At 60.4% G+C, this 24,431-nt stretch carries 22 protein-coding genes, 1 tRNA gene and 1 pseudogene; 12 read left to right on the forward strand and 12 right to left on the reverse strand.

The genetic code is table 11. The features are described from left to right. Positions 1–128: 128 nt before the first annotated feature. The gene (locus tag G9X68_RS09545; RefSeq protein ID WP_171602224.1) at positions 129–3,947 is read right to left on the reverse strand and encodes a vitamin B12-dependent ribonucleotide reductase; all 3,819 of its coding nucleotides are present in this window, start codon (positions 3,945–3,947) and stop codon (positions 129–131) included. A gap of 121 nt (positions 3,948–4,068) precedes the next feature. Here G9X68_RS09545 and G9X68_RS09550 point away from each other — a divergent pair, with 121 nt between their 5' ends. Beyond that, complete coding sequence (locus G9X68_RS09550) at positions 4,069–4,350, forward strand: hypothetical protein (protein ID WP_171602225.1); 282 nt, start codon at positions 4,069–4,071, stop codon at positions 4,348–4,350. Positions 4,351–4,536: 186 nt separating this feature from the next. Here G9X68_RS09550 and G9X68_RS09555 read toward each other — a convergent pair whose 3' ends face one another. From G9X68_RS09555 to G9X68_RS09570, 4 genes are all read right to left on the reverse strand, one after another. Then, a complete protein-coding gene (locus G9X68_RS09555; protein WP_168310148.1) occupies positions 4,537–5,127 on the reverse strand; it encodes a hypothetical protein in 591 nt (196 codons plus the stop codon). A gap of 192 nt (positions 5,128–5,319) precedes the next feature. Next, on the reverse strand, positions 5,320–5,814 hold the full coding sequence (gene gpt / locus G9X68_RS09560) for a xanthine phosphoribosyltransferase (protein WP_168310149.1): 495 nt from the start codon (positions 5,812–5,814) through the stop codon (positions 5,320–5,322). A 181-nt stretch (positions 5,815–5,995) separates the two neighbouring features. Then, complete coding sequence (locus G9X68_RS09565; protein WP_168316565.1) at positions 5,996–6,838, reverse strand: universal stress protein; 843 nt, start codon at positions 6,836–6,838, stop codon at positions 5,996–5,998. A 108-nt stretch (positions 6,839–6,946) separates the two neighbouring features. Beyond that, a complete protein-coding gene (locus G9X68_RS09570) occupies positions 6,947–7,723 on the reverse strand; it encodes a competence/damage-inducible protein A (protein ID WP_168310151.1) in 777 nt (258 codons plus the stop codon). A gap of 285 nt (positions 7,724–8,008) precedes the next feature. Between G9X68_RS09570 and wrbA the strand changes: the two genes are divergently transcribed. Both wrbA and G9X68_RS09580 read left to right on the forward strand, forming a co-directional pair. Continuing rightward, positions 8,009–8,605 carry an NAD(P)H:quinone oxidoreductase type IV gene (gene wrbA / locus G9X68_RS09575; RefSeq protein ID WP_003538774.1) on the forward strand — a complete coding sequence of 199 codons (597 nt, stop codon included), beginning with the start codon at positions 8,009–8,011 and terminating at the stop codon, positions 8,603–8,605. 211 nt (positions 8,606–8,816) lie between these two features. Next, positions 8,817–8,901 (forward strand) — tRNA-Leu (locus G9X68_RS09580). A gap of 386 nt (positions 8,902–9,287) precedes the next feature. Here the strand turns inward: G9X68_RS09580 and G9X68_RS09585 are convergent. Beyond that, a complete protein-coding gene (locus tag G9X68_RS09585) occupies positions 9,288–9,662 on the reverse strand; it encodes a VanZ family protein (RefSeq protein ID WP_168316567.1) in 375 nt (124 codons plus the stop codon). A gap of 183 nt (positions 9,663–9,845) precedes the next feature. On the opposite strand from G9X68_RS09585, the gene ilvA reads away from it, so the two are divergent. The 3 genes from ilvA to G9X68_RS09600 all read left to right on the forward strand — a co-directional run bounded on the left by ilvA (position 9,846) and on the right by G9X68_RS09600 (position 12,966). After that, positions 9,846–11,096 (forward strand): threonine ammonia-lyase, encoded by a 1,251-nt coding sequence (gene ilvA / locus G9X68_RS09590; RefSeq protein ID WP_168310153.1) that lies wholly within the window; start codon positions 9,846–9,848, stop codon positions 11,094–11,096. A gap of 37 nt (positions 11,097–11,133) precedes the next feature. After that, positions 11,134–11,460: an HlyU family transcriptional regulator gene (locus G9X68_RS09595; protein WP_003538786.1), complete on the forward strand. Its 327-nt coding sequence runs from the start codon at positions 11,134–11,136 to the stop codon at positions 11,458–11,460. A gap of 234 nt (positions 11,461–11,694) precedes the next feature. Then, a complete protein-coding gene (locus G9X68_RS09600) occupies positions 11,695–12,966 on the forward strand; it encodes a GGDEF domain-containing protein (protein ID WP_168316569.1) in 1,272 nt (423 codons plus the stop codon). A 7-nt stretch (positions 12,967–12,973) separates the two neighbouring features. Here G9X68_RS09600 and G9X68_RS09605 read toward each other — a convergent pair whose 3' ends face one another. Beyond that, positions 12,974–13,750, reverse strand: coding sequence for an SDR family oxidoreductase (locus tag G9X68_RS09605; RefSeq protein WP_168310155.1), 777 nt, complete (start codon positions 13,748–13,750; stop codon positions 12,974–12,976). 107 nt (positions 13,751–13,857) lie between these two features. Between G9X68_RS09605 and G9X68_RS09610 the strand changes: the two genes are divergently transcribed. Next, a complete protein-coding gene (locus G9X68_RS09610) occupies positions 13,858–14,433 on the forward strand; it encodes a TetR/AcrR family transcriptional regulator (RefSeq protein ID WP_168310156.1) in 576 nt (191 codons plus the stop codon). Between the two features lie 49 nt (positions 14,434–14,482). On the opposite strand, the gene G9X68_RS09615 is transcribed toward G9X68_RS09610, so the two are convergent. Further along, positions 14,483–15,097, reverse strand: coding sequence for an FMN-dependent NADH-azoreductase (locus G9X68_RS09615; protein WP_168310157.1), 615 nt, complete (start codon positions 15,095–15,097; stop codon positions 14,483–14,485). Positions 15,098–15,235: 138 nt separating this feature from the next. Between G9X68_RS09615 and G9X68_RS09620 the strand changes: the two genes are divergently transcribed. Continuing rightward, complete coding sequence (locus G9X68_RS09620) at positions 15,236–16,204, forward strand: LysR family transcriptional regulator (RefSeq protein ID WP_168310158.1); 969 nt, start codon at positions 15,236–15,238, stop codon at positions 16,202–16,204. Between the two features lie 39 nt (positions 16,205–16,243). Here G9X68_RS09620 and G9X68_RS09625 read toward each other — a convergent pair whose 3' ends face one another. Next, entirely contained in the window at positions 16,244–18,232 is a 1,989-nt protein-coding gene (locus G9X68_RS09625; protein WP_168310159.1) for a bifunctional 2',3'-cyclic-nucleotide 2'-phosphodiesterase/3'-nucleotidase, read from the reverse strand. A gap of 178 nt (positions 18,233–18,410) precedes the next feature. Between G9X68_RS09625 and G9X68_RS09630 the strand changes: the two genes are divergently transcribed. Continuing rightward, a complete protein-coding gene (locus G9X68_RS09630) occupies positions 18,411–19,133 on the forward strand; it encodes a hypothetical protein (protein WP_171602226.1) in 723 nt (240 codons plus the stop codon). Here the strand turns inward: G9X68_RS09630 and G9X68_RS09635 are convergent. From G9X68_RS09635 to G9X68_RS09645, 3 genes are all read right to left on the reverse strand, one after another. Then, complete coding sequence (locus tag G9X68_RS09635) at positions 19,103–19,507, reverse strand: PilZ domain-containing protein (protein WP_168310161.1); 405 nt, start codon at positions 19,505–19,507, stop codon at positions 19,103–19,105. The two genes, G9X68_RS09630 and G9X68_RS09635, sit on opposite strands and share 31 nt — an antisense overlap. Before the next feature lie 84 nt (positions 19,508–19,591). Next, positions 19,592–20,473, reverse strand: coding sequence for a DMT family transporter (locus G9X68_RS09640; protein WP_168310162.1), 882 nt, complete (start codon positions 20,471–20,473; stop codon positions 19,592–19,594). 73 nt (positions 20,474–20,546) lie between these two features. Then, positions 20,547–21,008 (reverse strand): Lrp/AsnC family transcriptional regulator, encoded by a 462-nt coding sequence (locus G9X68_RS09645; RefSeq protein WP_003538804.1) that lies wholly within the window; start codon positions 21,006–21,008, stop codon positions 20,547–20,549. A gap of 155 nt (positions 21,009–21,163) precedes the next feature. Between G9X68_RS09645 and ald the strand changes: the two genes are divergently transcribed. From ald to G9X68_RS09660, 3 genes and pseudogenes are all read left to right on the forward strand, one after another. After that, on the forward strand, positions 21,164–22,282 hold the full coding sequence (ald, locus tag G9X68_RS09650; protein WP_168316675.1) for an alanine dehydrogenase: 1,119 nt from the start codon (positions 21,164–21,166) through the stop codon (positions 22,280–22,282). 218 nt (positions 22,283–22,500) lie between these two features. Beyond that, on the forward strand, positions 22,501–23,430 hold the full coding sequence (locus tag G9X68_RS09655; protein WP_244956144.1) for a helix-turn-helix domain-containing protein: 930 nt from the start codon (positions 22,501–22,503) through the stop codon (positions 23,428–23,430). A 240-nt stretch (positions 23,431–23,670) separates the two neighbouring features. Next, positions 23,671–24,418: pseudogene (locus G9X68_RS09660) on the forward strand (SDR family oxidoreductase). The last annotated feature ends 13 nt before the right edge of the window (positions 24,419–24,431 follow it).

Consider the following 24,431-nt stretch of genomic DNA (forward strand, 5'->3'; position numbering starts at 1 on the left):
GATCCTGTTTTGTTCCTTCAGGCATTTCCCAGGCGACCTGCCACCTGGGAAATTCTCGATATGAGGGAAAGCAGCCTGCTGCATTTCCTGATTCACCCGCTCACACATGAGAAGAGGAGGGCGAATGATCAGCTGCACCCGCTCGTCGCACCACACGTGTCGCACTTCTCGCAAGTCCCATTCCGCACCATCGTGAAGTTCTGGCACTCCGAGCACATGTTGCCGGTATAGCCCTGCATGATCGAGCGCTGGCGGCGTTCGGCTTCCCGCTTCTTGGCTTCGGATTTCGCCGTTGCCGCGTCTGCCGCCGCCTTGTCGGAGAACAAGGCCGTTGCGTCGCTGGTGATTTCCTCGGTCACCTCTTCGGCGATCTCTTCCGCCAGTTCCTTGGCGCGCTCTTCGTAATCGCGCTTGAAGGCGACGATTTCGGAGGTGGAGATGGCAACGGTTGGCTCCAGCTTGCGGGCAGCGCTGCCGGCAAAGGCGGTCACGGTGCCGGTGGACGTGGCGCGGGCAGGGGCGGCGGTCGCCGCACCCTTGGGCTCGGCCGCCGCCTGGCGTTCGCCGCCGGTGCCGGACACCAGCGTCGGCTTGTAGCCGCGGGTCCAGCCGGTGGAGAGCAGGTTGGTCTTGCCTTCCTGGATGCCCTTGCCGAGTGCCGTGTTCGAGAAATCCGACGTATCGACATGGGCGAGGTCATGGCGGCCGAGATAGGAGACGGCAAGTTCGCGGAAGACGTAGTCGAGGATGGAGGTAGCGTTCTTGATCGCATCATTGCCGATGACCATGCCGGCCGGCTCGAACTTGGTGAAGGTGAAGGCCTCGACATATTCTTCGAGCGGCACGCCATATTGCAGGCCGAGCGAGATGGCGATGGCGAAATTGTTCATCATCGCACGGAAGGCAGCGCCTTCCTTGTGCATGTCGATGAAGATCTCGCCGAGGCGGCCGTCGCCGAATTCGCCGGTTCTGAGATAGACCTTGTGTCCGCCGACGGCGGCCTTCTGGGTATAGCCCTGGCGGCGGTTCGGCAGCTTCTCGCGTTCGCGGGAAACACGCTCGATCACCCGCTCGATGATCTTTTCGGTGACGGTGACAGCCTGGGCGGCGAGGGGCGCCTGCAGCAGTTCCTCCAGCGCATCCTCGTCGTCCTCGTCTTCGATCAGCGAGGCGTTGAGCGGCTGCGACAGCTTCGAGCCGTCGCGATAGAGCGCGTTGGCCTTGAGGCCGAGCTTCCACGACAGCATGTAGGCGTTCTTGCAATCCTCGACGGTCGCCTCGTTCGGCATGTTGATCGTCTTGGAAATCGCGCCCGAGATGAAGGGCTGGGCCGCCGCCATCATGCGGATATGGCTTTCGACCGAGAGGTAGCGCTTGCCGATCTTGCCGCAGGGATTGGCGCAATCAAAGACCGGCAGATGCTCGGCCTTGAGGAAGGGCGCGCCTTCCAGCGTCATCGCGCCGCAGACATGGATGTTGGCGGCTTCGATGTCTTTCTTGGAGAAGCCGATATGATCGAGCAGGCTGAAGCTCATGTCGGCCAGCTGTTCGTCGGAAACCTTCAGCGTGTCCTTGAGGAAGTCGGCACCGAGCGTCCACTGGTTGAAGACGAACTTGATGTCGAAGGCGCTTTTCAGCGCGGCGTTGACGGCTTCCACCTTCTCGTCGGTGAAGCCCTTGGTCTTTAGCGTCGACGGATTGACAGCCGGCGCCTGGTTCAGGTTGCCGTGGCCGACTGCATAGGCCTCGATCTCGGCGATCTGGCTTTCCGAATAGCCGAGCGTGCGCAGCGCGTCGGGCACGGCGCGGTTGATGATCTTGAAGTAGCCGCCGCCGGCAAGCTTCTTGAACTTGACGAGGGCAAAGTCGGGCTCAATGCCGGTGGTGTCGCAATCCATGACGAGACCGATCGTGCCCGTGGGCGCAATGACCGAGACCTGGGCATTACGGTAGCCATGCTGCTCACCGAGCTCGAGCGCCTTGTCCCAGGCCGATTTAGCGTGGGCGACGAGATCCTGGTCGGGGTTTTCCGAATGGATCAGTGCGACCGGGTTGATCGACAGCGCTTCATAGCCGGAGCTCTCGCCATGCGCCGCACGGCGATGGTTGCGAATGACCTTGAGCATGCTCTCGCGGTTCGGCGCGAAATTCGGGAACGGGCCGAGCTCGGCAGCCATTTCGGCCGAGGTCGCATAGCAGATGCCGGTCATGATCGCGGTCAGCGAGCCTGCAATGGCGCGTGCCTCCGCGGAGTCGTAGGGAATGCCCGACGACATCAACAGGCCGCCGATATTGGCGTAGCCGAGGCCGAGCGTGCGGTATTCGTAGGAGAGTTCGGCAATGCGCTTCGACGGGAACTGCGCCATCATCACCGAGACTTCCAGCACGACGGTCCACAGGCGAACCGCATGTTCGTAATCGGCGATGTTGATGCGCTTGGTGGCCTTGTCCTTGAACTGTAGGAGGTTCAGCGAGGCAAGGTTGCAAGCCGTGTCGTCGAGGAACATATATTCCGAGCACGGGTTCGAGCCACGGATCGGGCCGCCGGCCGGCGAGGTGTGCCAGTCGTTCATCGTCGTGTTGAAGTGAATGCCGGGATCGGCCGAGGCCCAGGCGGCGTAGGAAATGGTTTCCCAGAGATCGCGCGCCTTCAGTGTCTTCATCACCCTGCCGTCCTTGCGGGCGGTCAGGTTCCATTCGCCATCATTTTCGACGGCGCGCAGGAAGTCGTCCTTGATCGAGACGGAGTTGTTGGAGTTCTGGCCGGATACCGTGAGGTAGGCTTCCGAATCCCAATCCGTGTCGTAGGTCTTGAATTGCAGATCCTTGTAGCCCTGGCGGGCGAACTGGATGACGCGCTGGACGTAGTTCTCCGGAACCTGGTCCTTCTTGGCGGCACGGATTTCACGCTTCAGGGCAGGGTTCTTGTTGGGGTCGAAGCAATCGCCGTTGTCGCCGCCTTCGCAATTGAAGCAGGCCTTCATGATCGCCTTCAGATGCTTGGCGACGACCTTGGAGCCGGTGACGAGGGCCGCCACCTTCTGCTCTTCCTTGACCTTCCAGTTGATGTATTCCTCGATATCGGGATGGTCGATATCGACGACCACCATCTTGGCGGCGCGGCGCGTCGTGCCGCCCGATTTGATGGCGCCGGCAGCACGGTCGCCGATCTTCAGGAAGCTCATCAGGCCGGAGGAGCGGCCGCCGCCGGAAAGCTTTTCGCCTTCGCCGCGCAGCATCGAGAAGTTGGAGCCGGTGCCGGAGCCGTATTTGAACAGGCGGGCTTCACGCACCCAGAGGTCCATGATGCCGCCTTCGTTGACGAGATCGTCCTCGACAGACTGGATGAAGCAGGCATGCGGCTGCGGGTGTTCGTAGGCCGACTTGGACTTGGTCAGCTTGCCGGTGAAGGGATCGACATAGAAATGGCCCTGGCCGGGACCATCGATGCCATAGGCCCAGTGCAGGCCGGTGTTGAACCACTGCGGCGAGTTCGGGGCGACACGCTGGGTGGCGAGCATATAGGCAAGCTCGTCCTTGAAGGCCGAGGCATCTTCCTCGGAGGAAAAATAGCCGCCCTTCCAGCCCCAATAGGTCCAGGTGCCGGCAAGACGGTCGAAGACCTGGCGCGCATCGATTTCCGAGCCGGTCTGCTCATCCTTGGACAGGGTCTTCAGCGCGCCATCGTCGGGAACGGAGCGCCACAGGAAGGAGGGAACGTCGTTTTCCTCGACTTTCTTCAGCCGGGTGGGAACGCCGGCCTTGCGGAAATACTTCTGCGCCAGAACGTCGGTCGCGACCTGGGAGAACTGCGCGGGAACATCGATGTTCTCGAGGCGGAACACGACCGAACCATCGGGGTTCTTGATCTCGCTCGTCGCCTTGCGGAATTCGATATCCGCATAGGCGCCTTGGCCGGCCTTCGTGAAACGACGTTCGATGCGCATGGTCTTGACCTCGTGTTGGCGCCCGGTCCCCGCGACCGGGGCGCAAAATTCCTATCCGGCGGCACTTTATCGTCGTGCAGCCAGCCGCGTTTCCGTATCGTGACAGGGGTGTCATCCGGAGATGTCCTTCCTGTATCTTGTGGTGATGGTGGCTGCAAACGCTAAATATAGTATTAACAGCTTATTATCGCCAGTCCCAATGTCACTTTTTTTGGAGGCTGAAAATCGCACAGAGATCCTGTCAGGCCTGAACCGCTCCCGGCCCATCACCCTGATTCTGCGTCCTGATTTTCAAAAGGGAACCGGGCTCGTTACCTCCGGTCCTGTCGCCGCCGCAACATCAGAGACAGTAAAGTTTGAAACAGCTGATTCCGTCAAGGGCTGGCTTTTAATTGATTGCTAACCACAACATCTTGTGGATGCGCCTGTGAAGATTGGGGAAAGCCGGGGAGCGCTGAAATTACAATGGCTTGCAGGCATTGCCGGCTAAGGAAAAGGTCGGAACGAGAAAAAAGCGCCCTGCGGCAAATCTTGTGATGGCATTTCCGGTGCAAATGGGCATGCCGATTCGCCCGCATGCAAGCGCCTATCAGAGCGCATCTATGGCGATGGTGACGGTCGCCACGCCGATCGGCCTGTTCTCTTCGTCCATGACGACGAAGCTCGCCTGCGTTTCGAGTATCTGGGTGGATTCGTTGCGCTCCGCCCGGTCGATGAAGACCTCGCGCGAGCCGTTGGCGAAGGTTCTGAGGTATTTCTCCTCGTCGCCCTGCCAGTAATCGGCGGTAATGATGCTCTGCCCGACATTCAGCCCATGACTGTCGGTGACGAAAAATTCGACGATCGCTCCCTGCGAGGCGTCCTGCCTGGCTTTCAGGTAATGCGACACGGATCTGTCGAGCAGCAGCTTGACCATATGCAGGTGATGCTGATCGACCTCCGATCGGTAGGTGTCGTCGAGCACCCGCATATCCATTTCGCTGACATTGCCGAACTCCGCGTTCTGTTCGGCAATGGCTTTCAGCACCAAGGGCGTTTCCACGATCGGCCGGATCTGCTTCTCGACATAGTCGCGCACGAGGGGAATATAAGCAGGCTCGGCGCGGACAGGCGTGAGGGGAAACAGTGATGCCGCCAGCCCGACGGTCACAACCGCTCCTCTATGCCCCCACCGCGCCATCTTGCTTCCTTATATCGCATCGTTTCTTGCACGCTTTAAGCGCAATTTGATGTGATTCGCAGCTGTCGAGTTTATGCGGACAAGATAAAATAGATGTGCAGATCCCGATAGCGGATTCGGGAAACCGCGCCGACAAAAATTGGAACAATTTCAAGTGGTAAATGCGATGGTCGCGCGCCGCGATCGGTGGTGTCAGCGTGCGCCCTTGGCGATCGGCTCCTGATAGGTGAAGCCCATGTCCCAGGGGAAGTAGATCCAGGTGTCCTGGCTCACCTCGGTGATGAAGGTGTCGACGGTCGGCACGCCCTTCGGCTTGGCGTAGACGCAGGCAAAATGGGCCCTCGGCAGCATGGTACGCACCTGTGCGGCCGTCTTGCCGGTATCCGTCAGGTCGTCGACGACAAGCACGCCTTCGCCGCCATTTTCCTGAAGTTCGGGCGCGATCCCCTTGAGCAGCACCATGTCGCCCTGGTTCACATAGTCATGATAGGAAGCGACGCAGACGGTCTCGATTAGCCGGATGTTCAGCTCGCGTGAGATGATAGCCGCCGGAACGAGGCCGCCGCGGGTGATGCAGACGATTGCCTTGAACGCCTGATTGAGGCCGGCAAGCCGCCAGGCAAGGGCGCGCGCATCGCGGTGGAACTGATCCCAGGAAACGGGAAAGGCTTTATCGGGAAGGGACATCGGGCTGCTCCGCGGCATGAAAAAACGACACGCCGTTTGCCGGCGACCGGACAGGCTTGAGGCGGCGATTGGCAAAACGCAAATCGCGCAGCCGGAACTGCGCGAGATGGGGCCGAGGCTCGAAGCTGTCATCGGTCGCCGCAATTAGCGGGATTTGCCGGCAAAAGGCAAGAGCAGCCAATCAACGCGACAACAGGGTCAGCGCCGTCATCGATTGCAGCAGGGTCTTCGTCGTGCCGCCGAAGATCATCTGCCAGAGCCAGGAATGCGTATAGGCGCCCATGACGAGAAGATCGATGCTGCTGTCCGAAAGCCGGTTCTCGATGACATGCGATGCGCTCTTATCCACACTTTGGGCCGTCGAAAGCGTCGTCTTGACGCCATGACGAGCAAGCGTCGCGGCGATGTCGGCGCCGGCGGTCAGCGGCGATTGCAGCGCCGTGTCGGCCGGATCGACCGAAAAGATCTCCACCTCGTCGGCGGCTTTGAGGATCGGCAGCGCGTCGAAGGTCGCGCGCGCCGCCTCCTTCGAGCCGTTCCAGGCGATCAGCACGCGCTTGATCGGCTTCGGCTGGCGGATGATATAGGGGATCATCAGCACCGGCCGGCCGGTTTCGAAAAGGAAACTGTCGACGTCGACGTGGCTGTCGGAAGGTTTGGCCGGGTCGGCCTGCGAGGCGATCAGGAGGTCGGCGCTGCGCGCACTTTCGATCAGCGGGGCGGAGCCGTATCCGGTTGATGTGGCAAAGCTGCGCCATTCGAAGGAGGCGCCAGCCGCCTCCGCTTTCGCCCTGAAGATGCGCTCCACGGCAATCGTTTCGCTATGCGCCATATCCTGCAGCGCCTGCACGGCAACGGGATCGGGGATTTCCATCGGCGCGACCAACGGCACGGCGGAAATGATTTCGGCATGAAGGCCGATCACATGGGCGCCGCTTTCAGCGGCGATGGCAAAGGCGAAATCGGCAACCGCAGAACTATTGTCGGATGTATCGAGAATGGCGAGAATGGTTTTGTAGGACATATCAATTCTCCTTGCGCTGAAAGGGCTTGCGCGAGGGAAGGAATGCGCCGGACCGTTTTCCTGTTCCTTGATCGGGATCAAGGATGGCCTTGAGTTCCGGCGTTGCCCTCAAGCCTCGGCGGAATGGTTTTCGGCGATGTCCTTCCTTCGGCGGATGGCGTCGATCATCTCCCGCACCTCGGCGCCGGCCGCGTCGATCACCGCCTGCGAGCGGCCGCGCACGACGATCTCGGTCGAAAATTTCTGGCCGATATAGCGCGGGTAGGAGCCGATGCTTGTTTCCGGATGCGCTTTCTGGATCGCGGTCAGCGGCGTGCCGATCTCGCCTTCGCCGTAAGGGCAGGCGATGGCCAGCGACAACACCGGCGTGCCGGTCCGAAGCGTCGGCAGCACATTGTCGACCATCGCCTGGAAGACCTGGGGCACACCGGCCATGACATAGACATTGCCGATGATGAAGCCCGGCGCAGTCGAGACCGGGTTGGCGATATGCACAGCGCCCCGCGGCATGCGCGCCATGCGCTGCCGCGCCTCGGTGAATTCCATCTCGCGGCGGCGGTACATCTCCGCAAGCAGCGTCATTGCTGTTTCGTCGTATTCGCAGGGCACGCCGAAAGCCTTGGAGATAGCATCGGCGGTGATGTCGTCATGCGTCGGCCCGATGCCGCCCGAGGTGAAGACGTAATCATATTTGCCGCGAAGCGCGTTCAACGCCTCGACGATCGCGTCCTCGTCGTCGGCGACTATGCGCACCTCCTTGAGGTCGATGCCGGAAAGCGTCAGCAGATCGGCGAGATGGCCGATATTTTTATCCTTGGTGCGGCCGGAGAGAAGTTCGTCGCCGATGGCGAGCATGGCGGCGGTGACGACGATGTCTTGGCTCATGGGATGTTCCGTGATGTGAGGCTGGGAAATAGGTAGCGCCGTTCGGTCGCTTTGCAAACACCAGAGGCATGATGCCGAAAAGTACAGGGGGTTCGGGCGACATGATGCTCCAACTTTTCAATTCGGGCGATGCGTCATTTTTGCCGAAGTGAAAACCGCAAGCGAATTTTCGTCTCCAAGTGGTGAACACTGAGTTCTTCGGCACGGGGCTTTGTTCAGCCAGGCGCGCTGATAGAAATCGCGTCGGGCACGAAATTCAACCCGATGTTTCAAGGAAGATAAAAGATGGCGAAGGTTCTCGTCCTTTATTATTCGGCTTACGGCCATATCGAAACTATGGCCTACGCCGTCGCAGAAGGCGCGAAGTCGGCCGGTGCCGAAGTCACCGTCAAGCGCGTTCCGGAACTGGTTCCGGAAGACGTCGCCAAGGCTTCCTATTACAAGGTCGACCAGGCGGCTCCGATCGCCACCGTCGACGAACTGGCGGATTATGACGCGATCATCGTCGGCGCGGGCACCCGCTTCGGCACGGTCGCCTCGCAGATGCGCAATTTCTGGGACCAGACGGGCGGCCTCTGGTTCGCCGGCAAGCTCGTCGGCAAGCTCGGTTCGGTCTTCACCTCCTCGGCAACCCAGCACGGCGGCCAGGAATCAACCATCCTCGGCTTCATCCCGACTTTCCTGCATCAGGGCATGGTCGTTGCCGGCCTGCCTTATGCCTTCCAGGGCCAGATGGGCACCGAGGAAGTCAAGGGCGGCTCGCCCTACGGCGCCTCCACCATCACCAACGGCGACGGCTCTCGCCAGCCTTCCGAGATCGAGCTGGAAGGCGCGAAATACCAGGGCGCCCATGTCGCCAAGCTTGCTGCCAAGCTCGCCTGATCTTTGACGCTGAAATAATGAAGGCGCGGCGGGCGTGAGGCTCGCCGCGTCTTTTCTGTTTTCTCCCACGACAGACTGCGCAGCCTTCATCGCTTTCGGGAGGGAAATGCCTGGCCGATCATTCGTCGGTGCTGCCGGCAAAACAGGCATGATTTTTACGCCTTGCGGCTCTTCCCATCGCCCATGACGCAAGATATTGAAAATGCCGCAAGCGGGCGTGGCGAAACTGGTAGACGCAAGGGACTTAAAATCCCTCGGCCTTGGCTGTACGGGTTCGACCCCCGTCGCCCGCACCACCTTCATAATCCTGTGTGAATATGCCTGTATTGAATCTGCTTGTATATTGTGCATAAAAGCAAGTTATCGCTTGACAAAGGAATTTCCGGCGTAACGATTGCGCCGCGACAGTTGAGTAAGGGTTGTCTTGTGGGAGTAAGACGATGGTTTACGATTGGAATGGGACTAAGGTTCGGCGCATCCGCATCTTCAAGACCAGTGTCGCACTTGTTCTGGGGACTGCGATAGCCGCGATACTGCTATTCTTCTGGGCAATGCATTTGCGCGGGTTCTAGAGCGTCCTTAGCGCGTCTAAGAAGACGCTCTAAGGACGCTCTATCACTTTCGATCTGGACAGATGCCGTATTCGATTTTCGGGATTATGTGCGGTCTGTTCTGATCGTGATCATCGCTCTGTGAGCGGAACCGCGTTTGGCGCTTTGGTCTCGCGCCACCTGTTGATCAGCCAGCCAGCCAGCAGCCCGAGGGCTGCGCCCGCGGCCTTGATGCCGGCATCGTGCAGGCGTGGATGGCGTGTTGGTGTGAGATATTGCAGATATTCGATGGCGACTGCACCGGCAATCAGCAGCACCGCCACCATCTTCCATTGTCTCGGATAGGCGAGCGCGAAGGCGAGGCCGACGAGAACAAAGGCGCCCCCGCGGTCGGTATCGACCGTCGTGACCGTTTCCGGCCTCAGCCCGATCGGCGAAACCGTGACGAAGAGGATGAGGGCGAGCAGCAGCCAGGCGAGCGGCCTTGCAAATTTGAAGATCATCATGGTTTCATATTAGTGGCTTGGCTTTTCATTGACAGTTAAAATCAGTTCATCTGCCGCCGATTTCGCGATTGGCTTAAGAAAGGCTTGCCCGGGAGCGAACCGGAAATGGCCGAAACGGGCTTTCTTTTGCCGGTCGGCCTATGCCATAGCGGCAGTGGCTACTCATGAGAATGGACCACGCCCGTGACGAGACTTGATGTCGAAAGCGCCGAAGAGGCAATGCGCAGCCTGTTTCCGGCAACGCCGCTGCAGCTCAACGATCACCTGTCGGCCCGCTACGGAGCCGATATCTGGCTGAAGCGCGAGGATCTGTCGCCGGTGCGCTCCTACAAGATCCGCGGCGCCTTCAATTTCTTCCGCAAGGCGATCGGGCAGGGTGCTGCCGGCAAGACCTTCGTCTGCGCCTCGGCCGGCAATCACGCTCAGGGTTTTGCCTTCGTCTGCCGCCATTTCGGCGTGCCGGGCGTCGTCTTCATGCCGGTGACGACACCGCAGCAAAAGATCGACAAGACCCGCATGTTCGGCGCCGAATTCATCACCATCCGGCTGTTCGGCGACTTCTTCGACCAGTGCTACCAGGCCGCCCGCGAACATGTGGAGGCGGTGGGCGGCGTCATGGTGCCGCCCTTCGACCATGCCGACATCATTGAAGGCCAGGCGACCGTCGCCGCCGAAATCATGCAGCAGCTGCCGGAAGGAACGGTGCCCGACATGGTTGTCCTGCCGGTTGGCGGCGGTGGACTGGCTGCCGGCATCACCGGTTATCTCGACGGCACGGTGCCGAAATCGGCTTTCGTCTTCACCGAGCCCGCCGGCGCGCCGAGCCTTAGGCGCAGCATCGAGGCGGGCAAGGTGACGACGCTTGCCAAGGTCGACAATTTCGTCGATGGCGCAGCCGTCGCCCGGATCGGCGACCTGAATTTCGCCGCTCTTCGTGAGTTCCCGGCAAGCCAAGTGCAATTGATGCCGGAGAACGCCATCTGCGTCACCATTCAGGAGATGCTGAATGTCGAGGGCGTCGTTCTGGAGCCGGCAGGCGCGCTGTCGCTGACGGCGATCGCCGTGATGGACGGCCAAGCGATCCGCGGCAAGACCATCGTGGCTGTCGTCTCCGGCGGCAATTTCGATTTCGAGCGTCTGCCTGACGTAAAGGAAAGAGCCATGCGTTACGCAGGGCTGAAGAAATACTTCATCCTGCGGCTCGCCCAGCGCCCCGGTGCGCTCCGGGATTTCCTCAATCTGCTCGGCCCTGACGACGATATCGCCCGCTTCGAATATCTGAAAAAATCGGCGCGCAACTTCGGCTCGATCCTGATTGGCATCGAAACCAAGGCGCCGGAGAATTTCGCCCGGCTAATCGAAAATTTCGAAGCAGCCGGCATGGGTTACGAGGATATCACCGAAAACGAGATCCTCGCCAATCTGATCATTTGACTTGGCGATAGCGATGTCGTCGTGCTAAAGGCGGAGCATGGCTTCGTTCATTTCAAATATCTTTTCGATGTTCTCCGGCGGCGGCAAACCGGCTTCGGAGGCGGCAGGCCCTTCCGGCGAGCCGCAGCTTTACGGTGATTGCACGATCTATGCCGAGCCGCGCAAGGAAGGCGGCCAGTATCGCCTTGCCGGCCGCATCGAAAAGAAGGTCGGCGACGAGGTGCTGGTGCGCAATTTCATCCGCGCCGATCTGTTTTCCTCCTCCGATGACGCGCTCGAATGCACGGTGCGAAAGGCGCAGCAGATCATCGATCAGCATGGTTCGTCGCTCTTTGGCGACGGCGAGAAGCTTCGTCAGGTCTGAATCGGGATCCGGGCATAGGTCCCTGATACCCGGCTGCAACTATTCCTGTGTGTGACCGGCTGCCCTCCAGCGAGCGCGTTTCGCTCACGCAATCTTAAAGGATTGCGGTGAAAGGTATCGCCTGCAGGATTTGCAGGACACCCCCGTGTTTGACTGTTTCGGACGATTGACCAATGGATTCGCTGTCGCGATCACCGCGCCAGGACGAGGCCGAACGTCCGGAGCCGCGGTCTGATGATGGAGACACTCAACCTCCTTCTCTTCGTCGTCGAAGCCGTCGCCTATTTCGCGCTGATGGTGACGCTCCTGCACTTTCGCCATCGGCTCGGTCTCGGGGTTTTCCTGACGGCGCTCGGCGTCATGCATTTCATGGAGACCTATCTGGCGGCGGTTTTCTATGTCTCGCTGCCGTTCGGGGACGTGTCACCGGGCTCATCCGTCTTCTTCTCCGGCAAGCTGATGATGATCCTGATGCTTTACCTGCAGGAGGATGCCGCGACGGTGCGCCAGCCGATCTACGGCCTCTTCCTCGGCAACCTGCTCACCGTCGGTATTGCCTGGGTGCTGCAGCTGCACCAGCCGCTGCAGATATCGACCAACCACACGCCGGACGTCGATTTCCTCAAGGAGATGGGCTGGCTGATGGTCTGGGGCACGGCGCTGCTTTATGTCGATTCGCTCGGCATCATCCTGCTTTATGAAAAACTCGGCGATTTCTTCCGCCGCCGCGTCGTCCTGCGTTTCCTGATTTCGGGCTTCGTGCTGCTGACCTTCGACCAGATCGGCTTCTTCGCCGCGCTGCATTACTTCCTGGATGTGCCGATCGCCGCATTCTGGGGTGGATGGAAGGCGAAAATGCTTGCCGTCTGCCTCTACGCGGCGATGTTCGCATTCTATGAATATCGTGTTCGCCGTATCGGCGCAGCTGGGTCCGCACGCTCGATTAGCGACGTATTCGGCGACCTGACGTTTCGCGAGCGCTACAACGATCTGCTGGAGCGCACCGGCCGCGACATGCTCACCGGTGTCTACGATCGGACGCGCATGGAAATGGAAGCGCCGCTGATGCTGCTCGAGGCACTGAAGCAGGGGTCATTCGCCACCGTCCTCATTATCGACGCCGATCACTTCAAGGATGTCAATGACGGCTACGGTCATCTACAGGGCGACGAGGTGCTGAAAGCGATCGCCGCTCGGCTCGGTACAACACTGCGTTCCAGCGACCGCGTCTTCCGCTTCGGCGGCGAGGAATTCGTTGCCGTCTGTCCGGGCACCGACCACGAGGAAGGTCTGCTGCTTGCCGAGCGCCTGCGCTGGACGATCGCGACCAGCGTCAAGACGCCGGATGACAGGCCGATCACGGTCAGCATCGGCGTTGCGACCGCCGACGAGGACGGCGTCGATTTCACCGCCGTGCTGACAGCAGCCGACGGCAGGCTCTACGCAGCCAAGAAGAGCGGCCGCAACTGTGTCGTCGGCCGCTCCGGCGTGGTGAAACTCAGCTGAAACTCATTCAGGCAGCGCGGAAGATCTTGGCGCCGGATGGCGCGCTCGTCATGCCGCCGTCGACGGTGATCTCGATGCCGGTGACGTTGGCCGAATCATCCGAAGCCAGATAGAGCGCCGCCTTGGCGATTTCGTCGGCTTCGCTCATGCGGCCGAGCGGGCTCATGCCGCCGATGCGCGCCTCGAGCGCCGACATGGCATCTTCCGTCTGAGCCATCGGCGACCAGATCGGCGTTTTGGTGCCGCCGGGCGTTACCTGATTCACCCGAATGCCGCGCGGCGCGAGCTCGGATGCCATGTTACGCGTCATTGCCCGGACAGCCGCCTTGGTCGCCGCATAGGCCGACCAGCCGGGAGCGCCGAGCACGGCATGCACGGACCCGTTGAGAATCACCGAAGCGCCGTCGTTGAGATGCGGCAGGGCTGATTGCACGGTGAAGAAAACCGCCGTGAGATTGGTGCTGATGATCTGGTTAAACTGCGCCGGTGATGTCTCGCCGAGCGGCGTCGCGCCGCCGATGCCGGCATTCGCGAAGACGATGTCGAGCTTGCCGACCTTTGCGGCGGCTTCCGCAAAGGCCTTCTCCGTGGCAGCGGCATCGGTGACATCGACCTTCAGCGCCAGCACGCCGGCGCCCAGCGCCTTTTCGGCAGCCGCGAGCGTTTCCGGATTGCGGCCGGTGATCACCACCTTGGCACCCTCGTCGATGAAGACCCGGGCGGTCGCAAGACCGATGCCACTGTTTCCGCCGGTGATCAGGGCGACTTTGTTTTGTAGACGCATGATTCATGCTCCTCTTGGAATTGGCAACGATCTGGATTATGATCGTTATCCATGAGGATTATGGTAATAATCTATATGAGTCAAGAGGCAGTGCCGGGGAGATTCCGATGGGCCGTTCGCAGTTGGAAAAACAGAAGACGCACGAGAAGATTGTCGAGACCGCATCGAAGCGGCTGCGCGAGGAGGGGCTCGAAGGTGTTGGCGTCGCCGACCTGATGAAGGAGGCCGGATTGACCGTCGGCGGTTTCTACAAGCATTTCGCCTCCCGCGACGATCTGGTCGCCGAGGCGATCCAGTCCGCTTTCGATTCATGGCGACGCAAGCTGGAGGCCGAGGGGATAAACCCGGCGGAGATGACGGCTGCCGATGTCGCCGATCGTTATGTCAGCGCCTATCATCGCGACAATCCGGGTGAGGGCTGCCCTTTTGCCGCGCTGACCTCCGATATATCACGCAGCGGCGAGAAGGCACGGGGGATTGCGACGGACGGGCTCAGGCGCAATTTCGCGTCGCTGGCGAGCAAGGCAGCGGGAGCGGACGAAGGAGAAAGGCGGCGCAAGGCGATCACGGCCTTCGCGATGATGGCCGGCGGCGTCGGCCTTGCCAGGATTTCCTCCGACGAGGAACTCTCGGCCGAAATCCTGGCGACGGTGCGGGATTTTGTCGCCGATATCGACAAATGAAAAACGGCCGGCGAAGGGCCGGCCGTTGCGTGAAGCGTTTAGGAGCCGATCAGGCGGCCAGCGCGATTTCCTGGACGCGCGACTTGGCGGCGTCGATCGCCTTTTCGGCAGCTTCCGGACCAAAGGCCAGGCCTTCGACATAGATGGTCTCGATGTCGCTGATGCCGAGGAAACCGAGAACCGACTTCAGGTACGGCACGGCATGGTTCAAGGCGGCGGCCGGGCCCTGCGAGTAGACGCCACCCGAGGCCAGCACCACATAGACCTTCTTGCCGGTTGCCAGCCCAACCGGGCCGCTTTCCGTGTACTTGAAGGTCAGGCCGGCGCGGGCGACGTTGTCGATCCATGTCTTCAGCGACGAATAGATGTTGAAATTGATGAGGCCGGTGCTGATGACGATCGTGTCGGCGGCGAGCAGCTCGTTGACAAGCTCGTCGGAGGTTTTGACGGCTGCCGTTTCCTCAGCGGTGCGGGCGTCGGCCGGCTTGCGAATAGCGCCGGTGAAGAGGTCATCGATATGCGGCAGCGGATTGGCGGCAAGGTCGCGGCGAACGACGACGCTGCCCGGATTCTGGCTCTTCAGCTTTTCAGCGAGATCGACGGCGATCGGCGTCGAGAGCGATTCGGCACGCGGGCTGGACGTCAGAAGAAGGATGGACGACATGGTGCATTTCCTTTCGAATGGGATTTGACGGCCCGTTACTGGGAGGTGAGCCGCAGTTCGATGAGGAAAATAGGTCTGGCCTGCTATCGAAAAAACGGTGATAATGTCGATCGAAACTATCGATGGAATGGATAGAGGATGCTGCCAAACCCCACTCTGGACCAATTGCAGGTATTTCTGACCGTTGCCGAGACCGGCAGCTTCTCGGCCGCTTCGCGGGCGCTGAACCGTGCACAATCGGTCGTGAGCTATACGATCGCCAATCTAGAGGCGCAGCTCGAAGTGCCGCTTTTCGAGCGTTCCGGCGCGCGTCAGCCGAAGCTGACGGAGGCGGGCAAGGCGATGCTTGAGGATGCGCGACGCATTCTGGGCGACCTGCAAGTCATGCGGGCGCGCGTTAAAAGCCTGAGGGAAGGACTCGAAGCGGAGGTTTCCGTCGCCATCAGTGTCATGGTGCCTTCGCGAGCCCTGGTGGACGTCCTCCGCGAATTCCGCGAGATGTTTCCATCCGTTTCATTAAGCCTCAATGTCGGTGAGCTTGGAATGGTCATGGATCTTGTCCTCAGCGGCAAGGCGACGATCGGGATCGGTGGCGCAGTTCTAAAGCAGGACGATTCGATCGTCACGGAGCGGATCGGTCATTCCTTCATGTTGCCGGTTGCCGCGCATAACCACCCGCTTGCCGGAATCGGCCGGCCGCTGACGCTCGGCGACGTGCGCGAGGAAGTGCAGCTCGTCGTCACCGATGCGTCGGGACGGACGAAGGGGCGCGATTTCAACGTACTCTCCTACAAGACGTGGCGCGTCAGCGATATTGCGACGAAGCACCAGCTCATCACGGCCGGCCTTGGCTGGGGCGGCCTCCCGGCTTCCGTGATTCATGACGATCTGACGAGCGGCAGGCTCGTTCATCTCGATCTGGATGCCTACGAACAGGGGGAGTATCCCATATATTCGGTCCGTCAGCTCGCCAACCCGCCCGGACCTGCCGCCACCTGGATGATCGACGCGTTCCGCACGCGGCTTTCCGCCTGCCCGAGCCAAGCCGATTTCCATGCTCAGATAGCGGAACTCCAGGAAGCTGGTACGCCGCTCGCAGCCGAATGATGAAGGCGCGGGTGCCGCGCCTTCGCTGATACTGTCTTCCTAAAGAACCAGCCTGAACTTCGAGAAACCGTCGGCGCCTTCGCCCGCATCCTCGATCTTGACGCTCTTGACCTCGGCGAGGAACTGCTTCGCCTTCGGGCCGCTTTCGAAGGTCGCGGTCGTGCCCGGGAGCGGCTTGAAGGTCCAATTTGCGTCGGCCGACGGATTGATCGTGCCTTGATCATGGACATAGCGGACGATGACGTCGCGGTTGGTATCCGGCGCCTGGAAGATCACCTTGTCCGCGGTGATCTCGGGGAAATTGCCGCCGCCGCCGGCGCGATAGTTGTTCGAGACGACGACGAACTTTTGAGCCGGATCGATCGGCTTGCCATTGAAGGCGAGGTTCTGGATGCGGTTGGCGTCCGGATTGATCGGCTTACCAGACGAATCATATTTCGGCGGCTGCGACAGGTCGATCTGGTAGGTGACGCCATCGATCACGTCGAAGTTGTAGGACGGGAAGTCGTTGTTGAGCAGCGCCGCATCCTTTGAGCCCGCCTCGATGTGATTGAACATGCCGGCCGACATTTCGAGCCAGTTCTTCACCTGGGCGCCGGTAATAGCGACAGCCTGCACCGTATTCGGGTAGAGATAGAGGTCGGCGACGTTCTTGATGGCGATATCGCCGGCCGGAACATCGGTATAATAGTCGGCGCCGCCGCGGCCGCCGGCCTTGAAGGGTGCTGCTGCCGAGAGAACCGGCAGGTCCTTGAATGCGGTGTCGGCCAGCATCTGCTTGATGTACCAGGTCTGCGCTTGGCTGACGACCTGCACCGAGGGGTCGTCGGCGACCAGCGCGAAGTAGGAGTAAAGCGGCGCAGACGTCTTGCCGACGGGGGTGCGGACATAGGCAAGCGTTGCCTCGTGTTCAGCCTTGGCGGCCTCGACCACTTCCTTTTTGTCGGCGTAATCGGCGACCACTTTCTTCTTGTCGTCGCGGTGATAGATCGGCCGTGCTTCCGACGTGAAATCGACGATCTTCCAGCTGTTGCCATCCTTTTCCAGCAGCAGGTCGATCAGGCCGAGATGCGAGCCCCAGAAGCCGGCCATCACGGCAGGCTTGCCGTGCAGCGTGCCCTTGACCGGATCGGCATTGGCCACACCGTCCCAGCTCTTCGGGCCGGGGAAGACGAGATGCTGGTGGCCGGTGAAGATCGCGTCGATCCCGTCGACGGCGGCGAGATGCAGCGAGGCGTTCTCCATCTTTTCGGACGGTGCGCTGCCATCGATGCCGGAATGCGAGAGCGCAATGACGATATCGGCGCCGGCTTCCTTCATGGCGGGAACCCAGGCCTTGGCGGCCTCGACGATGTCGCGCGTCTGCGCCTTGCCTTCGAGGTTCTTGATGTCCCAGAGCATGATCTGCGGCGGTACGAAGCCGATGAAGCCGATCTTGACGGGGCTCTCATTGCCGGCGCCATCCTTGATCTGCTTTTCGACGATGATGTAGGGCTTGAAGAAGAGATCGTCCTGCCTCGGGTCCGAGGCGAGCTGGCCCTTGGTCAGGTTGGCGCAGACGAAGGGGAAGTTTGCGCCTGATAGAACCTTGAACATGAAGTCGAGGCCGTAGTTGAACTCGTGATTGCCGAGCGTGCCGACCGTATAGCCGAGCGTGTTCATCGCCTTGATCACCGGATGGACGTCGCCGTCCTTCATGCCGTGCTGATAGGCCATATAGTCGCCCATCGGATTGCCCTGCAGCACGTCGCCATTGTCGATCAGCAGCGAGTTGACGGCCTCTGCGCGGATCGCGTCGATGATCGTCCCGGTGCGCGACAGGCCCATCGTGTCGTTCGGCTTGTCGGCATAATAGTCATAGGGGAAGACGTTGACGTGAATGTCGGTCGTTTCCATCAGCCTCAGATGGGCCTGGTTGGCACTGGCGCGCGCGCTGAAAGGGTGCAGCAGCACCAGGGCGGAAGTGGCGGCAAGGCCGCCGAGCAGGGAACGGCGGCTCATCGCGCCAACATCGAAAATGGAAGACATGGAAATTCTCCTAATAGGGATCATGCATCGTCCGGCCCGTCAGAATTAGGACGATTTGCCGAGGAGTACACCGTGAAAATGACAGAACGGCAAAACAATCCAGCGGGAAAGCGGCATGGTCGTGAAATGCAATTTATGGTACAGTGGCAACAGCTGGAACCATTGGGGAGATGGCATTATGAACAAGGTCGTTATCGCTTTGGTCGGAGGTTTCGGAGGCATCGCACCCAGTCTGGTCGACAAGGCGCAGGCGCTCTACAGCGGCGATGTGGAGAAATGGCTGACGACGACGGCAAACCCTTGGATCTCCGTTGCCTGCGCGCTTGCCGCCATCGTCGTCTTCTTCATTATCGGCGGCGCGATCGCCCTGATCTATCGCGAACAGCAGTTGCAGAAGGCGCTTCTTCTTGGCATCGGCGCACCGGCCCTCATCATGGCCGCCGCACAGGGTAGTGCAGCCAACCCGAGGCCGATCGAAGTCAGTCCGGCCGCCAGCCTGTTCGGCATCGTCGGCGTCGCTTATGCTCAGGATGGCACTCGCTCGCTGCCGCCGCGGGTCGAGTTGAAAGTCAATCCCGGCTGGACGCAGGGCGAATGCCAGACCTGCGATATCAAGTTCCTCGGTGGAGACGGCCAGATCATATCAAGCGAGCCGCTCCCCAGCAGCCAGGCGCCCGGCGCAGTCAACGTGCCGCTCGGCACGGAAACGATCCTGCTGTCTGGCGCCAACGCCAATACCGCCACTGTCGACGTCAGGGACCTCGGCGCCAGGCTGCCGCAGACGCAAGGCCCGGTCACCCTCGACGTCAACGTTAATCGCAGCTACTGGAACGATCTCAGCCGCTCATTCGGCGCCAAGGCCGTGCAGCCTTACGATTTCAGTGTCGACGTTGCCAAATGAGGCATCCGGTCGCTATTGGCGCCGGCTTTGGCCAGTTGGCGTATCGCCAGCACCGGTCGCATCTCCTTATGGAAAAAGCGGAAATAGGACGAAATCTGCGCTCGCGCATTCGAATTCACATCGAACTGGATGCCGACGCGGCCATTATGCTTCCAGCGGATGATGCCTTCGAGCAGCCCGAGGTTTTCGGCCTCGATGCGCACCTTGCTGCCGGAAGCGGCATGGAGCGGCCCCTTCATCTCCAGGGCGGCACCGGTCAGCGATAGGTCGAGGATGCGGGCATCCACCTGGCTGTTCAGGTATTTGACATGGCCGAAAACGCGGCAGTTTTTCCGATCAGTCTTCCGGGCCGTGATTTTCAAGTTGCGGGTCATACTGTCTCCCTTGGTATAGCGAGGGAGCATAGCGCCGGAAAATTGAAATGGTTTTAGGGGCTTGGCTAAAATTGCAGTGAAACATCAATTGGCGGCAGTGGCCCTGCTTCCGACCACATGCTCGCGCCAGACCGTGAAAATGCCGGCGGCAACCACGATGATCGAGCCGATGATCGTGTTGAGACTGAGCGTTTCGTCATAGACCGCCATGCCGATGACCGAGGCGTAGACAAGTGACAGATAGGTCAGCGGCTGGACGGCGGCGGCATCGAGAACATCATAGGCGCGGATTAGGAAATAATGGCTGGAAATGCTGGTGATGCAGACGAGCGCCATCCAGCCCCAGTCACCCGGCGACATCCAGCTCCAGTAGAACGGTCCGATGAGCGTCATCGTGACGCCGCCGACGACGCCTGTATAGAAGAAGCTGGTCATCGACGAATCGTCGCGGCTGACCAGACGGGTGGCGATGACGTAGAAGGCGAAGTTGAAGCAGGAAATGACGGCGAGAAGCAGCTTCACGTCGAAAAGTTCGCCTTCCGGCTTCAGGATCAGCAGCACCCCGAAAAGTCCGGCGCCGATCGCCGCCCACCGCCGCCAGCCGACCCGCTCGCCGAGGATCGGCATCGCCAGCAGCGCGATCAGGATCGGCGTCGCGGAAAAGATCGCCTGTGAACGGGCAAGGCCGATCATCGCAAAGCAGGTGATGGCCAGAACCACCTGGACGGCAAGCAGCACGCCGCGGGTCACCTGCAGGAGAGGGCGTTTGGTGCGGGCCGTCGCCTTGATGCCGCCGCGCATCTTCGAAGCGAGGATGATCGTGAAAAGCGCGAAGGCCCAGTAGCGGATCATCGTCACGAAGATTGGCGGATAGGCCGTCGCCAGATGTTTCGAGATGGCATCCTGCAGGGAGAAAATGGTGATCGCCAGCAGCGCGAAAATATAGCCTTGGGTCTTCGATGTCATGATTTGCCATTGGGTGGGGAAGCGCTTGCGCGCATCGAAAGTCTGGGCAGGCTTTCGGCAAAGATGCAAGGCCTCAAAGGCCGACATTCGGCTTGTCGATGATCTCTCTGAGCGCGAAGCTCGAATTGATCTTGACGACGTGGGGCAGGGCCGACAGCCAGTCGCGGTGGATGCGCTCATAGTCCTCGAGGTCGCGGGCGGCGACCCTGAGGATATAGTCGTATTCGCCCGACATCAGGTAACAGACGAGCACGTTCGGGCAGAGCTTCACCGCTGCCTCGAATTCCGCCAGCGTCTTGGCGAACTGGCCGGAGAGCGAGATATGCACGATGGCGATCATCTTGTAGTCGAGCGCCTTGTGTGAAAGCCGCGCATGATAGCCGCCGATGACGCCGCTTCTTTCCAGGATATCGAGCCGGCGCGAACATGCCGAAGGCGACAATCCGATCCTTTCGGCAAGCTCGGCATTGGTGATGCGGGCGTTTGCCTGCAATGCCCGAAGAATCGCAAGATCGATGGTGTCGAGATCGGCCATTCGAAGAACCTTCGAAGAAAGATAGAGGAAACGCAATAATCGCCGAAAAATCGCGTCTTCGCAAATCGTCTTTGCAAGGACATTTCACTGCCTTGATGGTTGGATTCCTCATCTGAAAAAATCCGCGACGCGGAGATAAAATGAGAGGAACGCGCATGCGTGTCGGTTGCCCGAAGGAAATCAAGAATCATGAATATCGCGTCGGCCTGACGCCGGCTTCGGTGCGCGAATATGTTGCCCACGGCCACGAGGTCTGGGTGGAGACCAAGGCGGGCGTCGGTATCGGCGCTGATGATGCTGCCTATGCGGCGGCCGGTGCCAAGATCGCCGCCTCCGCCAAGGATATCTTCGAAAAGTGCGACATGATCGTCAAGGTGAAGGAGCCGCAGCCCGCCGAATGGGCGCAGCTCCGTGACGGCCAGCTTCTCTATACCTATCTGCATCTGGCGCCGGATCCCGAACAGACCAAGGGTCTCATCGCCTCCGGCGTCACTGCGATCGCCTATGAGACGGTGACCGACGAGCGCGGTGGCCTGCCGTTGCTGGCGCCGATGTCGGAGGTTGCTGGCCGCCTGTCGATCCAGGCAGGAGCGACCGCGCTACAGAAGGCCAATGGTGGCCTCGGCGTCCTGCTCGGCGGTGTGCCCGGCGTGCTGCCCGCCAAGGTCGCGGTCATCGGCGGCGGCGTCGTTGGCATGCATGCGGCCAGGATGGCCGCCGGCCTAGGCGCCGATGTCAGCATCCTCGACAAGTCGCTGCCGCGCCTGCGCCAGCTCGACGATATCTTCGCAGGCCGCATCCATACGCGTTATTCCAGCATCCAGGCGCTGGAGGAGGAAGTCTTCTCGGCCGATCTCATTATCGGCGCCGTGCTGATCCCGGGCGCTGCCGCTCCGAAGCTCGTTACCCGCGAGATGCTGTCCGGCATGAAGAAGGGCTCCGTCATCGTCGACGTCGCCATCGACCAGGGCGGCTGCTTCGAGACCTCGCACGCGACGACCCATTCCGATCCGACCTATGAAGTCGACGGCGTCGTGCATTATTGCGTTGCCAACATGCCGGGCGCCGTGCCGGTCACCTCGGCGCACGCGCTGAACAATGCCACATTGGTTCATGGCCTGGCGCTTGCCGATCGCGGCCTGCGCGCCATCGCCGAAGATAAGCATCTGAGGAACGGCCTCAACGTCCACAAGGGCCGCATCACCAGCAAGCCGGTCGCCGACGCACTGGGTTACGAGGCTTTCGCGCCGGAAAGCGTGCTGAACGTTGCGTAAGCCAGCTTACTCTAGGTGATGCAGCGCTATTTTTGGGCCGGGAGGGCGGTATCCGAGGGGATGCCGCCTTCTTTGTATGACGGCGTAGCTGTAATCGAACCGCGACCGTCGGCGGCGTTGGGGGTATGCTTTTCCTTGTCGCGCAGCGCGACGAGTTGTGTCCTACCGATCAATGTCTATCGCATGCTGATGGGCAGTCGCCTCTAAACGGAGCAGCAATGACGGTTGATAGTCGAGAGGAAATATCGCCGGTCCCGCTTCGAACGTCACCTGCCGGCCTCGAAACATATATTTCTGGCAGAACACTCGTTAGCGGGGATGGACCGGCCTGGACGGATATATTCGTTCAGGTGTTTTCCCGCCTGACGGTGCAACACCCCTTTCTTGTTCCGGCGGTCGCCGAGCCTCTCGTTGTTTGGGTGATCTCAGGTCAGGCATGCGTGGAAGAACGCGATCTGGGTGGGGAGTGGGAGGCCAACACAGTCAGAGTCGGAGACTTTTTTCTGACGCGGTCGCCCACGCCATATGAAATGCGCTGGCGTGCCGAGGGAGACGAACCTTTCCAGGTGATGCATCTCTATCTCTCCGTTCCGTTGTTTGAGCGGGTGGCGGAAGCGGTTCTCGGCAAAGCTGCCAGCGCCATGCGCCTGCGCGACATATCGGGCGGCCGCGACCAACCTCTTTCCAGCATGCTGGAGCTGATCCATGCTGAACTGACGGCCGAGGGGCAGGGAAGTCGGCTCTTTGTGCAGGGATTGGCACAGGCGCTCGCCGTTCATCTTATCCGGCAATACGCAACATTTGATGCGGAGGCACGGCGGTCAAATGCCCTCCCGGGCGCAAAGCTACGGCGGGCCATCGCATTCATGGAAGCCAACCTTCAGGAGCCGTTTGATCTCGCACGTCTGGCGCAAACGGCCGGCATGAGTGCTTTTCACTTCAGCCGCCTCTTCAAGAAGGCCACCGGCCTTTCTCCATCCCATTATTTCATTCGTCAACGCATAGCCAAAGCCCAGCAACTTCTGCAGGAAACCAGTGCCAGTATCATCGAGATCGGCATGTCCGTGGGGTATTCGAGCCCCAGCCATTTTGCTCAGATTTTTCGCCGGGAGGCTGGGGTCTCCCCCAGCGACTATCGTCGCAGCTAAGGCGCGTCGCAATCTTTCAGATTTGCTGCTCGCGCTTTAGGTCTTTGTTTTGCGCATGTCGTTATCGCAAAACCGCTGCACACTTTTGCGCGACATGCATTAAAGTTGCTGATTTGAGCAAGATCCCGACAGGTCTCGCAAGCTCCCGAGAGAGGGATCAGGCCCTCCTCCTTATCTTCCTCCTTGTCGAACACGACCGCCCTTTCAGTTGGAAGGGCGCCAAGGACAAGGAGATAAACCATGACGAATATCAATGGAAAAGTCGCGCTGGTCACCGGCGCCTCGAGTGGCATCGGCGCGGCAACCGCATTGAAGCTCGCCGAGGCCGGCGCAAAGGTGGGTATCGCCGCCCGTCGCACCGACAAGCTTGAAAACCTCAAAAAGGAGATCGTCTCGAAGGGTGGTGAAGCCCTCGTGATCGAAATGGACGTGGTCGATCCAGCCTCCGTCGACGCCGGCGTCAAAAGGCTGGTGGGTGCCTATGGTTCGATCGACATTCTCGTCAACAATGCTGGCCTGATGCCGCTTTCGGATGTCGATCATTTCAAAGTCGACGAATGGCACCGGATGGTCGACGTCAATGTGAAAGGCCTGCTGAACACCACGGCTGCCGTTCTGCCGCAGATGATCAACCAGCATTCGGGCCACATCTTCAACATGTCGTCGATTGCTGGCCGCAAGGTCTTCAAGGGCCTGTCGGTCTATTGCGCCACCAAGCATGCCGTCGCCGCATTCTCCGACGGCCTGCGCATGGAAGTGGGCCAGAAGCACAATATTCGGGTGACCTGCATCCCCGGGCGCCGTGGCAACCGAGCTCTACGATCACATCACGGAGCCTGGCTATATCAAGCAGATGGACGACCTTGCCAAGCAGATGACATTCCTGCAGGGCGCGGACATCGGCGACACCATCGTCTTCGCGGCGCAGGCGCCCGCGCATGTGAATGTCGCGGAACTCTTCGTTCTGCCGGTCGAACAGGGCTGGTAACCACGCCAGAACG

The organism is Rhizobium changzhiense, assembly GCF_013087625.1.
Lineage (GTDB): Bacteria > Pseudomonadota > Alphaproteobacteria > Rhizobiales > Rhizobiaceae > Rhizobium > Rhizobium sophorae.

Coding starts and splice junctions, on each gene's coding strand:
- G9X68_RS09595 (WP_003538786.1), top strand. CDS start 11,134: ATGGCTTCGTTCATTTCAAATATCTTTTCGATGTTCTCCGGCGGCGGC.
- G9X68_RS09610 (WP_168310156.1), top strand. CDS start 13,858: ATGGGCCGTTCGCAGTTGGAAAAACAGAAGACGCACGAGAAGATTGTC.
- G9X68_RS09645 (WP_003538804.1), bottom strand. CDS start 21,008: ATGGCCGATCTCGACACCATCGATCTTGCGATTCTTCGGGCATTGCAG.
- G9X68_RS09550 (WP_171602225.1), top strand. CDS start 4,069: ATGTCCTTCCTGTATCTTGTGGTGATGGTGGCTGCAAACGCTAAATAT.
- G9X68_RS09635 (WP_168310161.1), bottom strand. CDS start 19,507: ATGACCCGCAACTTGAAAATCACGGCCCGGAAGACTGATCGGAAAAAC.
- G9X68_RS09620 (WP_168310158.1), top strand. CDS start 15,236: ATGCTGCCAAACCCCACTCTGGACCAATTGCAGGTATTTCTGACCGTT.
- G9X68_RS09630 (WP_171602226.1), top strand. CDS start 18,411: ATGAACAAGGTCGTTATCGCTTTGGTCGGAGGTTTCGGAGGCATCGCA.
- G9X68_RS09615 (WP_168310157.1), bottom strand. CDS start 15,097: ATGTCGTCCATCCTTCTTCTGACGTCCAGCCCGCGTGCCGAATCGCTC.
- G9X68_RS09625 (WP_168310159.1), bottom strand. CDS start 18,232: ATGTCTTCCATTTTCGATGTTGGCGCGATGAGCCGCCGTTCCCTGCTC.
- G9X68_RS09570 (WP_168310151.1), bottom strand. CDS start 7,723: ATGAGCCAAGACATCGTCGTCACCGCCGCCATGCTCGCCATCGGCGAC.
- G9X68_RS09605 (WP_168310155.1), bottom strand. CDS start 13,750: ATGCGTCTACAAAACAAAGTCGCCCTGATCACCGGCGGAAACAGTGGC.
- G9X68_RS09545 (WP_171602224.1), bottom strand. CDS start 3,947: ATGCGCATCGAACGTCGTTTCACGAAGGCCGGCCAAGGCGCCTATGCG.
- G9X68_RS09565 (WP_168316565.1), bottom strand. CDS start 6,838: ATGTCCTACAAAACCATTCTCGCCATTCTCGATACATCCGACAATAGT.
- G9X68_RS09555 (WP_168310148.1), bottom strand. CDS start 5,127: ATGGCGCGGTGGGGGCATAGAGGAGCGGTTGTGACCGTCGGGCTGGCG.
- G9X68_RS09655 (WP_244956144.1), top strand. CDS start 22,501: ATGACGGTTGATAGTCGAGAGGAAATATCGCCGGTCCCGCTTCGAACG.
- ald (WP_168316675.1), top strand. CDS start 21,164: ATGCGTGTCGGTTGCCCGAAGGAAATCAAGAATCATGAATATCGCGTC.
- wrbA (WP_003538774.1), top strand. CDS start 8,009: ATGGCGAAGGTTCTCGTCCTTTATTATTCGGCTTACGGCCATATCGAA.
- gpt (WP_168310149.1), bottom strand. CDS start 5,814: ATGTCCCTTCCCGATAAAGCCTTTCCCGTTTCCTGGGATCAGTTCCAC.
- G9X68_RS09600 (WP_168316569.1), top strand. CDS start 11,695: ATGATGGAGACACTCAACCTCCTTCTCTTCGTCGTCGAAGCCGTCGCC.
- G9X68_RS09640 (WP_168310162.1), bottom strand. CDS start 20,473: ATGACATCGAAGACCCAAGGCTATATTTTCGCGCTGCTGGCGATCACC.
- G9X68_RS09585 (WP_168316567.1), bottom strand. CDS start 9,662: ATGATGATCTTCAAATTTGCAAGGCCGCTCGCCTGGCTGCTGCTCGCC.